Raw genomic sequence first — 12,904 nt, 5'->3', positions numbered from 1 at the left:
AATTAAAAAATAGAAAAGCCTTACTTTAAAATATTTAAGTAAGGCTTTCTTTATTCAGTAAAAACCATTGTAATCCTATAATCGATATCGAGTTGTTTATAGCTCCGTCTCGTAATAGTTGTTTAATTTCAGACAAAGGTATTTTGGTTAACAAAATATCTTCCTTTTCTGATGCTTCACCACCACCTTGAAAAATCTTATCATGAGAAGAAACTTGAGAAAAATATAAATGTATTTGTTCTGAACAACCACCTGGTGATGGAAAATAAGAACAAATTTTTTCAATATTTTTTAATGAATAGCCTATTTCTTCTTCTACTTCCCTTTTTATTCCTTCAACAGGATCTTCATTAAACCCTAAGCTACCAGCTACTAATTCCATCATAAAAGCTTTACCTCTTCTTGCACTGGGATACCTAAATTGTTTAGTAAATAAAAACGATTTTGTGTCTTGTTCATAAAGTAATATTGCTACACTATCTCCTCGTTCTAGGGATTCCCTTGTAACTTTCAGTTGCTCATTACCGTGCCAAGTATCATGTTTTACCTGGGCTTTTATAACTTTTAGAAAACCATCGTAAACAGTTTCTTCCTTGATTATCTCAAAGTTATTTGCAGTATCGTCTTTCATTATAAATCCAGTATCATTTGAACGGGACAAGAGTAATGTCCAGTATTACCTATGGGCTCATTGAGTAATTTAAAACCCATATGCTTGTAAAGCCCTTGAGCTTCAAACATATTATCCATGGTTTCAAGATACATTTTTGAATAAGCTAATTCCTTAGCAGTTTTAATACATAATTGTATAAGCTCCTTGCCATATCCCTTACCACGTGCTTCTGGCAAAAAATACATTTTTTGAAGTTCACAGATATTCTGCTCGTGATTGTCTAGCGGTCCTACACCACCGCAACCTACAATTTCATCATCCAATTCTATAACGTAATAAACGCGTCTAGGTAACTGAAAGTGCTCATACATGGATTGGGTTGCTTTATCACTATATGCAGTTCCCTCTTTAGGAGCTCCATATTCAAGTATAGTTTGTTGGATAATATTCTTAACAACTGTATTATCCTCCGGTAGAATAGGTCTAATTATCATAATTTCAAAAGTACATCTAGTAACTATTATAAGTTTGCTATTGAGTCTAAATTTAACCCAGCCTTGTGATTTAAATCTTACTTTTGCTGGAATAATGAACAAGGACGAATTTTATATGCAACGTTGTTTGCAGTTAGCTCAAAATGGACTGGGTACTACTTATCCTAATCCATTAGTAGGAAGTGTCATTGTATATGAGAATAAAATCATTAGTGAAGGCTGGCACCAAAAAGCAGGAAAACCTCATGCCGAGGTTAACGCCATTAATAATGCAATTATAAAATTAGGTGAGGAAAAGTTTGAAAAAATAGCTCCTAAGTGTAGTATTTATGTAAATCTTGAACCCTGCTCACATACTGGTAAAACGCCACCATGCGCTTTGCTACTAGTAAGGCATAATTTTAAAGAAGTTATAGTAGGAACACTAGACCCACATGATAAGGTAGCAGGAAGAGGAATAAAGATTCTTGAAGAAGCTGGTATTTCATGTAAAACAGGAATACTTGTAGATAAATGTAACGAAGTTAACAAGCGTTTTTTCTCATTTCACAAGTATAAAAAACCATTTGTTCTGCTTAAATGGGCACAAACTAACGATGGCTATATCGCTCCAGAATTTAAGACTAAGAAGCAACCTGTTTGGATTACAAATTCATACAGCTTACAAAGGGTACATCAACAACGATCCACAGAAAACGCTATTTTAATAGGTGCTGGAACAGCGCTTGCAGACAATCCTAGTCTTACAACCAGAAATTGGAAAGGTACACATCCCTTTAGATTTGTTCTTGCTAATAAAAAGGAGCTGCCAAAAAATCTTAACGTTTTTCATTCACCTGATCCTGCTCAAATTTTAGACATTCCTCTATCCGACATTAAAACAGTATTGCAAGAGTTATATAAAAAAGATATCCAATCGGTAATTGTAGAAGGTGGATCTAGGACTCTCCAAGCATTTATAGATACAGGGCTATGGGACGAAGCACATATTTACACGAGTGAAAATACGCTATTTCATTCTGGAGTAAAAGCACCAGAACTCGACAATCAACAATTAAAAAATCATTTTAATATAAAAGGTGATACTTTAAGAATTTACCATCGTTTATGATCTATCTAGGATTAAGCATATTACTATCTAGTTTACTATATGTAATTTTTAAATTGTTTGATATTTATAAAATAAACACCCTACAAGCTATAGTGGTAAATTATCTTGTAGCTTTTATAACAGGTATTATTTCAAGCAATGGGACTTACGATATAACATCTGTTTTAAAGTCAGACTGGTTGTTTCTAGCGATGTTCATGGGAATTCTTTTCATAACTATTTTCAACGTAATGGCGTTAACGGCACAGCGCAATGGCCTGTCTGTTGCCAGTGTTGCCAGTAAAATGTCATTGGTTATACCTGTGATCGCAGGTTTCACAATATTTAATGAAGAGTGGAACATATTAAAAGCCATAGGTATAATAATCGCTCTGGCAGCAGTTTATTTTACCACAGTTAATAAGAAATCGCAGTCAAATATAGATTGGACTCCAAAAAAACTACTCTTACCACTAGCGCTATTTGTAGGAAGCGGTATAATTGATACAGTTCTCAAAATTCTACAAAACAACCATATGTCAAATAGTAATGAAGATGTTATAAGTGCCACAATTTTTTCTTTTGCATTTATAGCAGGAACTGCGGCTGTGATATATCGGTTAATTAATAAAAATGAGAAATTAGAATGGAAAAGTCTTATCGGAGGAATTGTTCTAGGAATTCCTAACTTTTTCTCAATTGTGGTGATTTTAAAAGCCCTCAATTCACCTGGTTTAGAGAGTACATTTGTTTACCCTATTAACCATGTAGGAACCGTAGTATTATCAACCATGTTTGGTTTATTTCTATTCAAAGAAAAACTTAAATCTAGAAACGTTCTAGGTATTATACTTGCTATAATTGCGATTGTTTTCATCGCTTTCGCGAAAGCGTAAATTCATGAGAGACACTTATAAAACAATAGCAAAAGAAACAACTGAAATCTTATTCAAGGACAAGGGTAGTAAATTCTACGCTCGTGCATTTCCTATCAAGAATCCAGATGAAGTTTCACCTATCATTGATGCTTTGAAGAAAAAATATCCGAAGGCAAATCATCATTGTTATGCCTGGAAGATCGGTCCTGGAGAAAACAATTATAGGGCAAATGACGATGGAGAACCCAATCATAGTGCAGGTGATCCCATTCTAGGTCAAATTAATTCAAATGAATTAAGCGACGTTCTAGTAGTAGTTACTAGGATATTCGGAGGAACAAAATTAGGTGTGAGCGGATTAATAAATGCTTATAAAGAGTCTAGTGCTTTGGCCATTGAGCAGGCTACAATTATAACAAGAACCATCACTTCTCAAGTGAAAATCGACTTTGAATACGCTCAAATGAGTCAGGTTATGAGGTATATTGAAGAACAAGGACTCACAATGGCCTTGCAGGATTTTACTGCCAGCTGTTCTATAACTATAGATGTTCCTCTCAACAATGTTGAAAAAGTAGTCAAAGACATTAATCAAATGTACCCAATTAAGGCAAAGGCTCTAGAAGACTAGACATTATGGAACAAGCCAGTGACCAGCCCAATTATCTTCGCGTTTATATAAAGCTCTTAAGTGATTAGGACGTTTAAGTTTGAGATATTCTATTTCACTAATTTCAAATCGTAGCGGTAAAAAAAAGCTTTTATCGCGTGACACGTATTCTACATGATCAGGATTATCAATAGGCGTACCTGGTGATGGAATTGAGGTATAATCCTTTATACTTTTTGATGTAACCTTTTGAAACAATCGTTTAACTTCTTTGGGACTGTTAATTATAATCAATCTACCATTACACCTTAATTGTAAAAGTTTTTTAGAATTGTAAAATAAAAAACAAGCCTGATCATTTGATTGTATATGTTCTACTTTAATAGATCTTGAATCGGTAAAAACAATTAATTCCTTCTTTTCGACATCAATCTCTCTTAAAACAACAGTTCTAGACCTAGGTACCCCATTGTTGTCTACAGTTGTTAAAACGGGATATTTAAAATCGTGTTTGGATTTAGAGGTTGCTAATTGCAATTCATCGATTAAACTTTCAAAATATTCAGGGAGCATACTTTTGACAAGTTAGTAGATTTTAAAACAATTTCTTACAAGCTTCTAGAAATTCCGGAATTGGTTTTCTAGGTCTAAACGAGTTTGCATCAGTAAAAACAAGAGTTAAGTTTGCGGACGCATGTAAAACATCATTTTGATCGATTATTTCGTAGTAAAATTCAACACGCGTTGTAGGAATATTCTTAAGAGTGGTTTTGACGAAAATTTCATCGTTTAATCTAATTGGTTTTCTGTAAGTTATATCGATATTGTAAACTGGTAGTAGTACTCCTTTTTTTTCCATTTCATCATAAGAGAAACCTAAAGTGTCCAACCAGGACATTCTACCTAACTCTAAATATATCAAATAATTAGCATGGTGAACCACACCCATTTGATCAGTTTCGGCATATCGAGGTGTTATCGGAATAATTGTACTTTTCATATAATTTTCATATCTTATCCAAAGTTAAAAAACCAGTGAGCCCATGCTACTTTTTTTTTAATTTATCAAATGGTTTTTTAGTTTTTTTTAAGGTTTTTTATACACATATTTGTACTCGATTAGGGACTGAAATATACCAACCTTTATTCATCCCAAGTTCGCATCAATTTTAACTATAAAAATACGACTTTTATGACACTGACAGCAGAATCGGTTTGGGACAATTGTCTACTTTTTATTCAGGACAATATTGCGCCCGAGGCTTATAAAACGTGGTTTCAGCCCATTAAGCCTGTAAAATTAACTGATAATGCTTTACACCTTCAGGTACCTAGTCGTTTTTTCTATGAATGGTTAGAAGAACATTATATAGACTTACTTAAAACTGCTCTTACTAAAGAATTAGGGTCTGATGCAAAATTAATCTATGCGATACGCATGGAGAACCCTGCAAAAGGTATGGAAGCTTTTACCGAAAAAATACCTAGTAGTAAGCGCAACTTTACCGAGTCTCAAAATGTAGATGCTCCAGTCAAAACTAAAAGCCCAGAACTTAAAAATCCATTTATTATTCCTGGAATAAGAAATGTTCAAGTTGAATCCCAACTTAACCCTTCTTATAACTTTGATAGCTTTCTCGAAGGAGAATCAAATAGACTGGCTCGTAACGCAGGTATGGCTGTAGCTAACAAACCTGGAGGAACTAGTTTTAATCCGTTATTAATTTTTGGAGGAGTAGGATTGGGTAAAACTCACTTGGCACATGCTATAGGTGTAGGTATTAAGGAAAACTACCCAGATAAAACCGTACTATATATAAGCGCAGAAAGATTCATACAACAGTACACTGAATCTATACGTAAGAATACAAGAAATGATTTTATTCATTTCTATCAACTTATAGATGTTCTTATTGTAGACGATATCCAATTTTTCTCTGGAAAGGCTGGTACTCAAGATGTTTTCTTCCATATTTTCAATCATTTGCATCAAAACGGTAAACAAGTAATTCTTACAAGTGATAAGAAGCCTGTTGATATGCAGGATATTGAACAACGTTTACTTTCCCGTTTTAAATGGGGACTTAGTGCAGAGCTTAATCATCCCGATTATGAAACGAGAGTTTCCATAATCCAAAACAAATTATACAGAGATGGTGTAGAAATGGATGATAATATCGTTCATTATCTAGCGGAAAATATAAAAACTAATATTAGAGAATTAGAAGGAGCAATAATTTCTTTAATTGCACATTCTTCTTTTAACCGTAAGGATATCACCATCGACCTAGCTCGTAAAATTGTTGAGAATTACGTTAAGAATACAAAGAGAGAAGTATCAATTGATCAAATCCAAAAAGTAGTAAGTGATTACTTTCAGATGGATATAGATACACTTCAATCAAAAACCCGTAAGAGACACATTGTTCAGGCAAGACAACTAGCTATGTATTTTGCCAAAAAAATGACCAAAGCTTCTCTAGCTAGTATAGGTTCTCAAATAGGGAAAAGAGATCATGCTACGGTATTACATGCTTGTAAAACCGTTGAAAACTTAGCATCTACTGACAAGCAGTTCAATAAATATGTGCAAGACTTACAAAAAAAGCTAGCAGACTAACATGTCAAATAAACAGCGCATATTAATGGTTTGTTTGGGCAACATTTGTCGCTCACCTCTTGCAGAAGGAATCATGAGGTCAAAATTAAACTTTACAAAATTTGAAGTGGATAGCGCTGGTACCTACGGCGGTCATGTGGGAGAACAACCTGACAATAGATCAATTGAGGTTGCTAGAAAAAACGGCCTAGACATTACTAATCAAAAATGTAGAAAACTTACTGTTGACGATTTTGATAGTTTTGATTACATCTATGTGATGGATGATTCAAACTTTCGTGATGTCACCGCTCTTGCTCCTACTCCAGAACATGCCAATAAAGTTGTCAAAATCCTTGATGAGCTTTTTCCAGGAGAAGGACTTGACGTACCAGATCCTTATTACGGTGGTCAACAAGGTTTTGAAAATGTATACAAAATGCTTGATCAAGCGACCGATGTAATAGCAAAGAAACTGCAGGGCTAGTCTAAACTCCTATTTAAACATACTTATTTATACACTGTTGTACTTGGTTTAAATAACCAGTACCAAATAAGTTTAGATGAACCAGTAGATAATACAATTGATATAATGGTACTCTCTCCTCCCAACCTGGTAAAGGCGTACGCACCTCATGATACATCCAGTAGAACTTATTAGAAAATCCACCAAAAAGTTTCATCAAAGCAATATCCATTTCTGCATGGCCAAAATGAGCAGCAGGATCAATTAAAACCGGCTGTCCATTTGAAGTAAAAATCACATTACCGTTCCATAAATCGCCGTGAATAAGAGCAGGTTTTTGCGATGGGATTAGACGTTCCATTTTTTTAAACAATCCTTCTATCCCTTTTAATTCAAAACCATTACTCACAGCTAGTTCGAATTGCGGGACCAATCGCTGGTGTAAAAAGAATTGTGTACCGCTTTCAGTTTGTAAATTATATTGAGGCAGGCTTCCTATATAATTATCCTCTTCTAATCCAAATAACTCATCAGTGCAATCGTGCAAAGCAGCTAATTGTATCGCAAGGTTTGATTCATCCTTTGTATTTAGAGCATCTGGAGCAATATATTCCAATAGTAGATACTGATATGTAGCACTCTCGCCTTGAGCGATAACCAAGGGAACTCTTATTGTACCTGACTTTCTAAGCAGTTGTAACCCATCATTTTCCCGCTTGAGCATTTTAGGAAATTGAATCTTATCATTATACTTTAAAACATATTGAATAGCCCCTTGATCAATGAGCATGACCTCATTTATATCTCCACCAGAAAGTTTTGAGGCTTTACGTATCCTAAACGGCAATAGTGCTCTTATTTCTAAGGGAACAAGAGTGGTAGATGCAGCTTCCATGATTACTTCAATCCATCTAATTTTCTAGCGATATCATCTGCCTTTTTGAAAGCGGCATCACTAGCCGCACGATTTGTAGTAGATAGTTTATGGTATTCTTTCATCAATCGTGCATATTCCTGTTGTAGCTTCTCCTTTTCTGTCTTCTTTTTGAATAAACCAAACATAATCTTATTGTAATACAACAAAGTTAGTTTGATTATAGATTCAATGAATATTTGATTGGTTAATTAAATGACTAGGTATATATAGAAAAGTTCCTAAAAGAATCAACGAAATTTCCAAAACAAATAATGAACAACCTTGGAGCCTATTTTTGAACTTTTCACATAGTGATTTGCTTGTTTTTTTGTCAAAAGTTTTTCAAGCCTAGCTATATGTCCTTTTTGAGATACTAAGGTTGAGAACAAACCTACCTGAGTTTTATAATCAATCGATTCCTTGATCATCCTTTTGATAAAGAGTGCTTCTCCTCCATTACACCATAACTCATCGGCAGTTCCCGAGAAGTTGTGTTTTTTATCGCCACCTAAATTTTTAGCTTTTCTTTGAAAGGCCTTCATGGCTTCCTGCTCACTACTGAAAAATGGTGGATTACAAATCGTGAAATCTAAATACTCTCCTGTTTGAATAATATTTTTGAAGATACTTCCTCGATCGGATTGTAATCTTATATCGATTGAAGGGACTGTTTTGGTATTCGCTTTCGCGAAAGCGTAACTTTTCTCACTAACCTCTGATCCAATCATAATAAAATTGTAGCAACTTGCTCCCAATAAACTATAAATGGCTGTAGCTCCACAACCTATATCAAGTCCTTTTGCACCTGCTTTAACCTCATCTGCGATGTGATGTATATAGTCTACACGACTAGGAACTGGTGCTAGCAAATATCCATGAGGATATTCGATAGGTGTTATACCATAATAGTGTACTAATAAAGCATTGTTTAGAGCCTTTAAAGCTAAAGGATCATTAAAATTTATAGATGGTTTATCCTGAAACTGGACTGTAAACTTGGATAAAGGTGGATGAGCTTTAATTAGTTCATTAAAGGGATAATCTTCTTGATGAATATTGTTAGGATGCATGCAGAAGTGCCTGTTCTATTGATTTCTTTTTTTGGATTTTACCGGTATTAGTTTCAACTAAAGTCGGCAAAAAGTAAATAGCCCTAGGAACTTCAAACTTATCTAAACCGTTAAAATCAATATCAAAAGGAGATTCGCTTTCTACAATTAATACTACCTGTTCACCAAGGTCATTATCGGGTAAACTACCTATGAAAAAACGGTTTGAGATTTGACTGGATAATTTATCCTCAATTTTTAATGGGTGTAACTTTACACCACCCGAATTAATAACGTCATCTAGTCTACCTAGCAATTCAAATTTCTGCTCATTATGCAATAAAACAAGATCATTGGTAGTAAGTAAATCAGGTGATACTTGTGGAGCATCTATTACCAGTGTTTGATCCTTACTTAATGAAAAGGTAGTTTTACCTACTGCTGTATAGCAAGCTTCATAATGTGGATACAACTGTCTAATCGCGACGTGGCTGCATGTTTCGGTCATGCCATAAGATTGATAAACCCTACTGTGCTTGCCTTGTAGTTGTCCCACAAGGGTTGCAGTTACCGGACTACCGCCTAATAACGTAACACGACTTTTATGAATATTGTCCAATGACTGTGACAATTGAAAAGGAGTCATTGCCGTAAAATCATAGCGCTTCTCAGCTTTTTTTAAGGGTTGACTTGTAGGCTCAACACAATCTAAATGCCAACCATATTGAATTGCTCTTATAAACATCATTTTACCAGCAATGTATTGTAATGGCAGGCAACACAACACTTGTTTTCCTGGTATAAGATCAAAATAATTAGCAGTTATAGCTGCACTGTTTAAAAAGAATTGTTTATTAATTTTAAGAGATTTAGGTTGTCCAGTAGAACCACTGGTATTAACCGTGAGAACTTCAAAATCATCTAGCCAGTTAAGTAAAAAGTCTCCCACCTCTTTTTCCCAGGCGTCACCTTCCTTCACATAGCTATAGGCAACTATCATTAGACCTTCGTGATCTAATGAGCGACCATTTAATTTAAAACTCGGGTGTACTTTGGGGATCATTTGTTCCTTCTTTTTCAAAAAATTCTTTTCTATCCAGCACGCGACCGAATAGTTTTTCTTTCCAATTTTTCCAGTTGTAAATTTTACCTAATATAATTAATAAAATAGGGTATCCAATAAAAATAGATAAGGTATCTGTCCACGCAAAAGTAGGTTCGGACATATCTATAAAAACAGAATCGGTTTGTATGGCTGTCCATGTACTTGTCATGAGCAATGCGGCTGTGATATTATTGGCCGCGTGAAAACCTAGTGCCAGCTCTAACCCTTCATCGAGTAAAGTCATCGCTCCTAAGAGTAGACCTGTACCTATATAAAAAACCATAACAACTGGTCCTAATGTTTCTACTTCAGGATTTGCGGCATGCATTAATCCGAATAATACCGAGGTAACAATCCACGATATAGCACGACTCTTAGTAGCTATACCTAATCCTTGTAACAATTGACCTCTAAATAAATATTCCTCAAAACTAGTTTGAAATGGAAACATTAATAACGACAAAATCACAAGAGGAATAAACTTATCCCATTGAAGGTTATAGACATAATCTTCTGGAGCATTGAGAGCTGTCATGAAAATCATACCACCTTGAAAAACAGCCCAAATAAAGAACATGGTAAATATGCGTTTCCAATCAATCTTTGAACGAGAAGTGGTAAAACTGGTCAAAGATTGACCATTGATGAACTTTACCCAAATAAAGACAATAATCAATCCGATTACAAAAACCATTAAGTTGATGGCCAAAAATGGTAATGTACCCATTTGATCAATCATAGTTTGCATAATCTCGCTAGTAGACTCACCAGATTCATCTAAAAACGCTTTGGTAGCAAAATAGTTGAAAGTCATTAATAAAATAAAACCTACTGGTAGAATAAAAGCATTCCAAATGCCTAACTTCCCTTTGTAACCTTGTTCTATATACATTTTATAAATTTAAATAGTTGGTGTTCCAATTTGTTGTATTGTTACACCATAATTCTCCTTTTTTAATTTCCAAAGGTGCATCAATATTATTTGTAAAAAGTCCACCAGTACCTAAACCTTGCGGCATTGTTACACCTAATGTATATGTAAACTGCGCGATAGCGTTCAAACCTACGTTAGATTCTAGGGCGCTGGTAATCCACCAGTCAATATTTCGCTCTTCAGCTATATTGATCCACTCGCGACAACTTTGAAATCCACCAACTAGAGCTGGTTTTAAAATAATAAATTGAGGACGTATTAAATCCAAACATTTTTGCTTTTCTTCCGTTGTATGCAAACCAATTAATTCCTCGTCAAGGGCAATAGGAACTGGCGTGTTTTGACAAAGTTGCGCCATTGCTTCATATTGACCAGGCTTTATAGGTTGTTCAATACTATGTACGTCATACATGGACAAACGATTTAATTTTTCCATAGTGTTTTCCATTGAAAAAGCTCCATTAGCATCTACTCTGATTGTCATTTCATTAGCAGAAAAACGTGATCTAATCACTTGTAATAAGTGTAGCTCTTTTTCAAAATCTATGGCGCCTATTTTCAACTTTATACAAGAGAAACCAGTTTGCATTTTTTCTTCTAACTGGTCTAGCATAAACTCTTGGTCACCCATCCATATCAATCCATTAATAGAAATACTATCTGCACCTTGAGTAAAAACACTAGGAAACAACTCGAAACAGTCTGTACTTTGAAAAGATTTTAATGCGGTTTCATAACCAAATCTAATAGCAGGCCATTTCAATAATTCCTCAAGTATGATGGATGGTTTTAAATGAATATGATCGCACAACCATTCTAATTTTTGTTCAAAACCTGGTTTATCATCATAGGACAATCCACGAAACATATTAATCTCTCCTATTCCTTTTTTATCTTCATTTTCAAGAATTAAGAACCAAGTATCCTTGGTTTTAAGAATACCACGTGAAGTTCCCGCAGGACTTTTAAATTCTAGGGTGTGTTTATGAATACGTGCTTTCAATTTTTAAATGTCTGATTTAAATTAGTCCAGGAAAAGTACCTATTTTCTTTTGACAGTCCATTCAAAATTAAATAAGCTCACCTGCACACTATCTTCATTTAATCCTTGAGCTTGCATCCATACGGTTTGACCTTCTCCAGTTTCTACCGTTTTTTCAATTGCTTCTTTAATTTTTAAACCATCGTTACAAGTAAAAGTAATTTTTCCTGTGGCTTTTTTTGTGAAAGTTGCGTTATTGTTAGCCACAAGCATACTTACTTTGGCATTGCTTTCTTGAATGTAAGACATAACAAGTGCACCCGTAGAAAGCTCGGCCGCCATAGCTTGGACGGCAAAATACATAGACTTAAAAGGGTTTTGATTAAACCATCGATGCTTCACTCCTACTACACAACTTTGCTTGTCGATTTCTTTAACTCTAACTCCTGTCCACCAACAACTAGGTAGCTTGAAAAAGGTGAACGTATTAATTTTTGAAGGAGTAATCATAATTTTAACATTTCCCACAAATGTAAGGAAAGAGCTTGTATTTATTGCGCTTTCGCGAAAGCGTACATTAAAAAAACACAGTGTAATTAAAAAATATATGGTACTTTGTATTGCATAATACTATCTTTTAGATATATATTTGCATAAGAAATTAATATGCTATGGAAAAATCAATCGAGAAAAACCACAGGAACATAGCCACGGGTATTCATTTACTCACCTTTGGCAAATGGCTATTTCCGTTGGGCAATTTCATCCTGCCCATGCTACTTTGGATGATAAACTCAAAGAAGTCTCCTTTTATAGACTTTAATGGTAAGCAGGCCATTAATTTTCAATTAAGCATGACATTATACACATTTGCTCTTGCATTTTTAGGTGGTAGCGTTATAATAGGTTCCATTGTATCTGGTGGTCCTAGCTTATGGGAAGCGATGGACGGTAATGATTTCCCGTTTTTTAATAATATGGGAACTTTTAACCTTATAGTATCTAGCGGTATTATATGTGGTACAGGAATTCTATTCCTAGCCATATTGGATCTAGTTTGCAGTATAAAAGCAGCAGTTAAATCTCAAGAAGGTGAACTGTACCAGTATCCTTTAACCATTAATTTTCTTTCTACTCAAATTGAGCAGGAAGAGATTAAAAAATAAAA

At 34.6% G+C, this 12,904-nt stretch carries 17 protein-coding genes; 6 read left to right on the top strand and 11 right to left on the bottom strand.

The annotated features are described in order from the left end of the window. Nucleotides 1-34 precede the first annotated feature (34 nt). Nucleotides 35-631, bottom strand: a complete 597-nt coding sequence (locus HCN53_RS00395; RefSeq protein WP_167341637.1) for an NUDIX domain-containing protein — start codon at nucleotides 629-631, stop codon at nucleotides 35-37. Continuing rightward, nucleotides 631-1,107, bottom strand: coding sequence for a GNAT family N-acetyltransferase (locus HCN53_RS00390; protein WP_167341636.1), 477 nt, complete (start codon nucleotides 1,105-1,107; stop codon nucleotides 631-633). The genes HCN53_RS00395 and HCN53_RS00390 overlap by 1 nt, the downstream gene beginning before the upstream one ends. Before the next feature lie 40 nt (nucleotides 1,108-1,147). Between HCN53_RS00390 and ribD the strand changes: the two genes are divergently transcribed. From ribD to HCN53_RS00375, 3 genes are read left to right on the top strand one after another with little or no spacing between them, the layout of a single operon-like run. Then, nucleotides 1,148-2,218, top strand: a complete 1,071-nt coding sequence (gene ribD / locus HCN53_RS00385; RefSeq protein WP_240919367.1) for a bifunctional diaminohydroxyphosphoribosylaminopyrimidine deaminase/5-amino-6-(5-phosphoribosylamino)uracil reductase RibD — start codon at nucleotides 1,148-1,150, stop codon at nucleotides 2,216-2,218. Then, entirely contained in the window at nucleotides 2,215-3,093 is an 879-nt protein-coding gene (locus HCN53_RS00380) for an EamA family transporter (protein WP_167341635.1), read from the top strand. The genes ribD and HCN53_RS00380 overlap by 4 nt, the downstream gene beginning before the upstream one ends. 4 nt (nucleotides 3,094-3,097) lie before the next feature. After that, nucleotides 3,098-3,706: an IMPACT family protein gene (locus HCN53_RS00375; protein WP_167341634.1), complete on the top strand. Its 609-nt coding sequence runs from the start codon at nucleotides 3,098-3,100 to the stop codon at nucleotides 3,704-3,706. 3 nt (nucleotides 3,707-3,709) lie between these two features. Here HCN53_RS00375 and HCN53_RS00370 read toward each other — a convergent pair whose 3' ends face one another. Together HCN53_RS00370 and HCN53_RS00365 are read right to left on the bottom strand one after the other, a co-directional pair. Further along, the gene (locus HCN53_RS00370) at nucleotides 3,710-4,258 is read right to left on the bottom strand and encodes a pyridoxamine 5'-phosphate oxidase family protein (protein WP_167341633.1); all 549 of its coding nucleotides are present in this window, start codon (nucleotides 4,256-4,258) and stop codon (nucleotides 3,710-3,712) included. 22 nt (nucleotides 4,259-4,280) lie between these two features. Beyond that, nucleotides 4,281-4,685: an acyl-CoA thioesterase gene (locus tag HCN53_RS00365; protein WP_105018533.1), complete on the bottom strand. Its 405-nt coding sequence runs from the start codon at nucleotides 4,683-4,685 to the stop codon at nucleotides 4,281-4,283. 192 nt (nucleotides 4,686-4,877) lie between these two features. Between HCN53_RS00365 and dnaA the strand changes: the two genes are divergently transcribed. Together dnaA and HCN53_RS00355 are read left to right on the top strand one after the other, a co-directional pair. Then, the gene (dnaA, locus tag HCN53_RS00360) at nucleotides 4,878-6,305 is read left to right on the top strand and encodes a chromosomal replication initiator protein DnaA (RefSeq protein WP_042279024.1); all 1,428 of its coding nucleotides are present in this window, start codon (nucleotides 4,878-4,880) and stop codon (nucleotides 6,303-6,305) included. A gap of 1 nt (nucleotide 6,306) precedes the next feature. Continuing rightward, complete coding sequence (locus tag HCN53_RS00355; RefSeq protein ID WP_240919366.1) at nucleotides 6,307-6,771, top strand: low molecular weight protein-tyrosine-phosphatase; 465 nt, start codon at nucleotides 6,307-6,309, stop codon at nucleotides 6,769-6,771. Between the two features lie 13 nt (nucleotides 6,772-6,784). Here HCN53_RS00355 and HCN53_RS00350 read toward each other — a convergent pair whose 3' ends face one another. From HCN53_RS00350 to HCN53_RS00320, 7 genes are all read right to left on the bottom strand, one after another. Then, nucleotides 6,785-7,645 carry a fructosamine kinase family protein gene (locus HCN53_RS00350; RefSeq protein WP_167341632.1) on the bottom strand — a complete coding sequence of 287 codons (861 nt, stop codon included), beginning with the start codon at nucleotides 7,643-7,645 and terminating at the stop codon, nucleotides 6,785-6,787. 2 nt (nucleotides 7,646-7,647) lie between these two features. After that, a complete protein-coding gene (locus HCN53_RS00345; RefSeq protein WP_167341631.1) occupies nucleotides 7,648-7,812 on the bottom strand; it encodes a Lacal_2735 family protein in 165 nt (54 codons plus the stop codon). A gap of 102 nt (nucleotides 7,813-7,914) precedes the next feature. After that, a complete protein-coding gene (locus HCN53_RS00340) occupies nucleotides 7,915-8,736 on the bottom strand; it encodes an RlmF-related methyltransferase (RefSeq protein WP_167341630.1) in 822 nt (273 codons plus the stop codon). Further along, a complete protein-coding gene (locus HCN53_RS00335) occupies nucleotides 8,726-9,796 on the bottom strand; it encodes an AMP-binding protein (protein ID WP_240919365.1) in 1,071 nt (356 codons plus the stop codon). The genes HCN53_RS00340 and HCN53_RS00335 overlap by 11 nt, the downstream gene beginning before the upstream one ends. Further along, nucleotides 9,750-10,712, bottom strand: a complete 963-nt coding sequence (locus HCN53_RS00330) for a CPBP family intramembrane glutamic endopeptidase (RefSeq protein ID WP_167341629.1) — start codon at nucleotides 10,710-10,712, stop codon at nucleotides 9,750-9,752. The genes HCN53_RS00335 and HCN53_RS00330 overlap by 47 nt, the downstream gene beginning before the upstream one ends. Nucleotide 10,713: 1 nt before the next feature. Beyond that, complete coding sequence (locus HCN53_RS00325; protein ID WP_167341628.1) at nucleotides 10,714-11,757, bottom strand: o-succinylbenzoate synthase; 1,044 nt, start codon at nucleotides 11,755-11,757, stop codon at nucleotides 10,714-10,716. 39 nt (nucleotides 11,758-11,796) lie between these two features. Beyond that, nucleotides 11,797-12,249, bottom strand: coding sequence for a DUF4442 domain-containing protein (locus tag HCN53_RS00320; RefSeq protein WP_167343221.1), 453 nt, complete (start codon nucleotides 12,247-12,249; stop codon nucleotides 11,797-11,799). Between the two features lie 158 nt (nucleotides 12,250-12,407). Between HCN53_RS00320 and HCN53_RS00315 the strand changes: the two genes are divergently transcribed. Further along, nucleotides 12,408-12,902 (top strand): DUF4870 domain-containing protein, encoded by a 495-nt coding sequence (locus HCN53_RS00315; protein ID WP_042279017.1) that lies wholly within the window; start codon nucleotides 12,408-12,410, stop codon nucleotides 12,900-12,902. The last annotated feature ends 2 nt before the right edge of the window (nucleotides 12,903-12,904 follow it).

Origin of the sequence: Nonlabens sp. SY33080 (assembly GCF_011784885.1) — a bacterium.
GTDB lineage: Bacteria > Bacteroidota > Bacteroidia > Flavobacteriales > Flavobacteriaceae > Nonlabens > Nonlabens tegetincola.
Note: the sequence above shows the minus strand (reverse complement) of the source record. Positions and strands in the feature narration are given on the sequence as shown.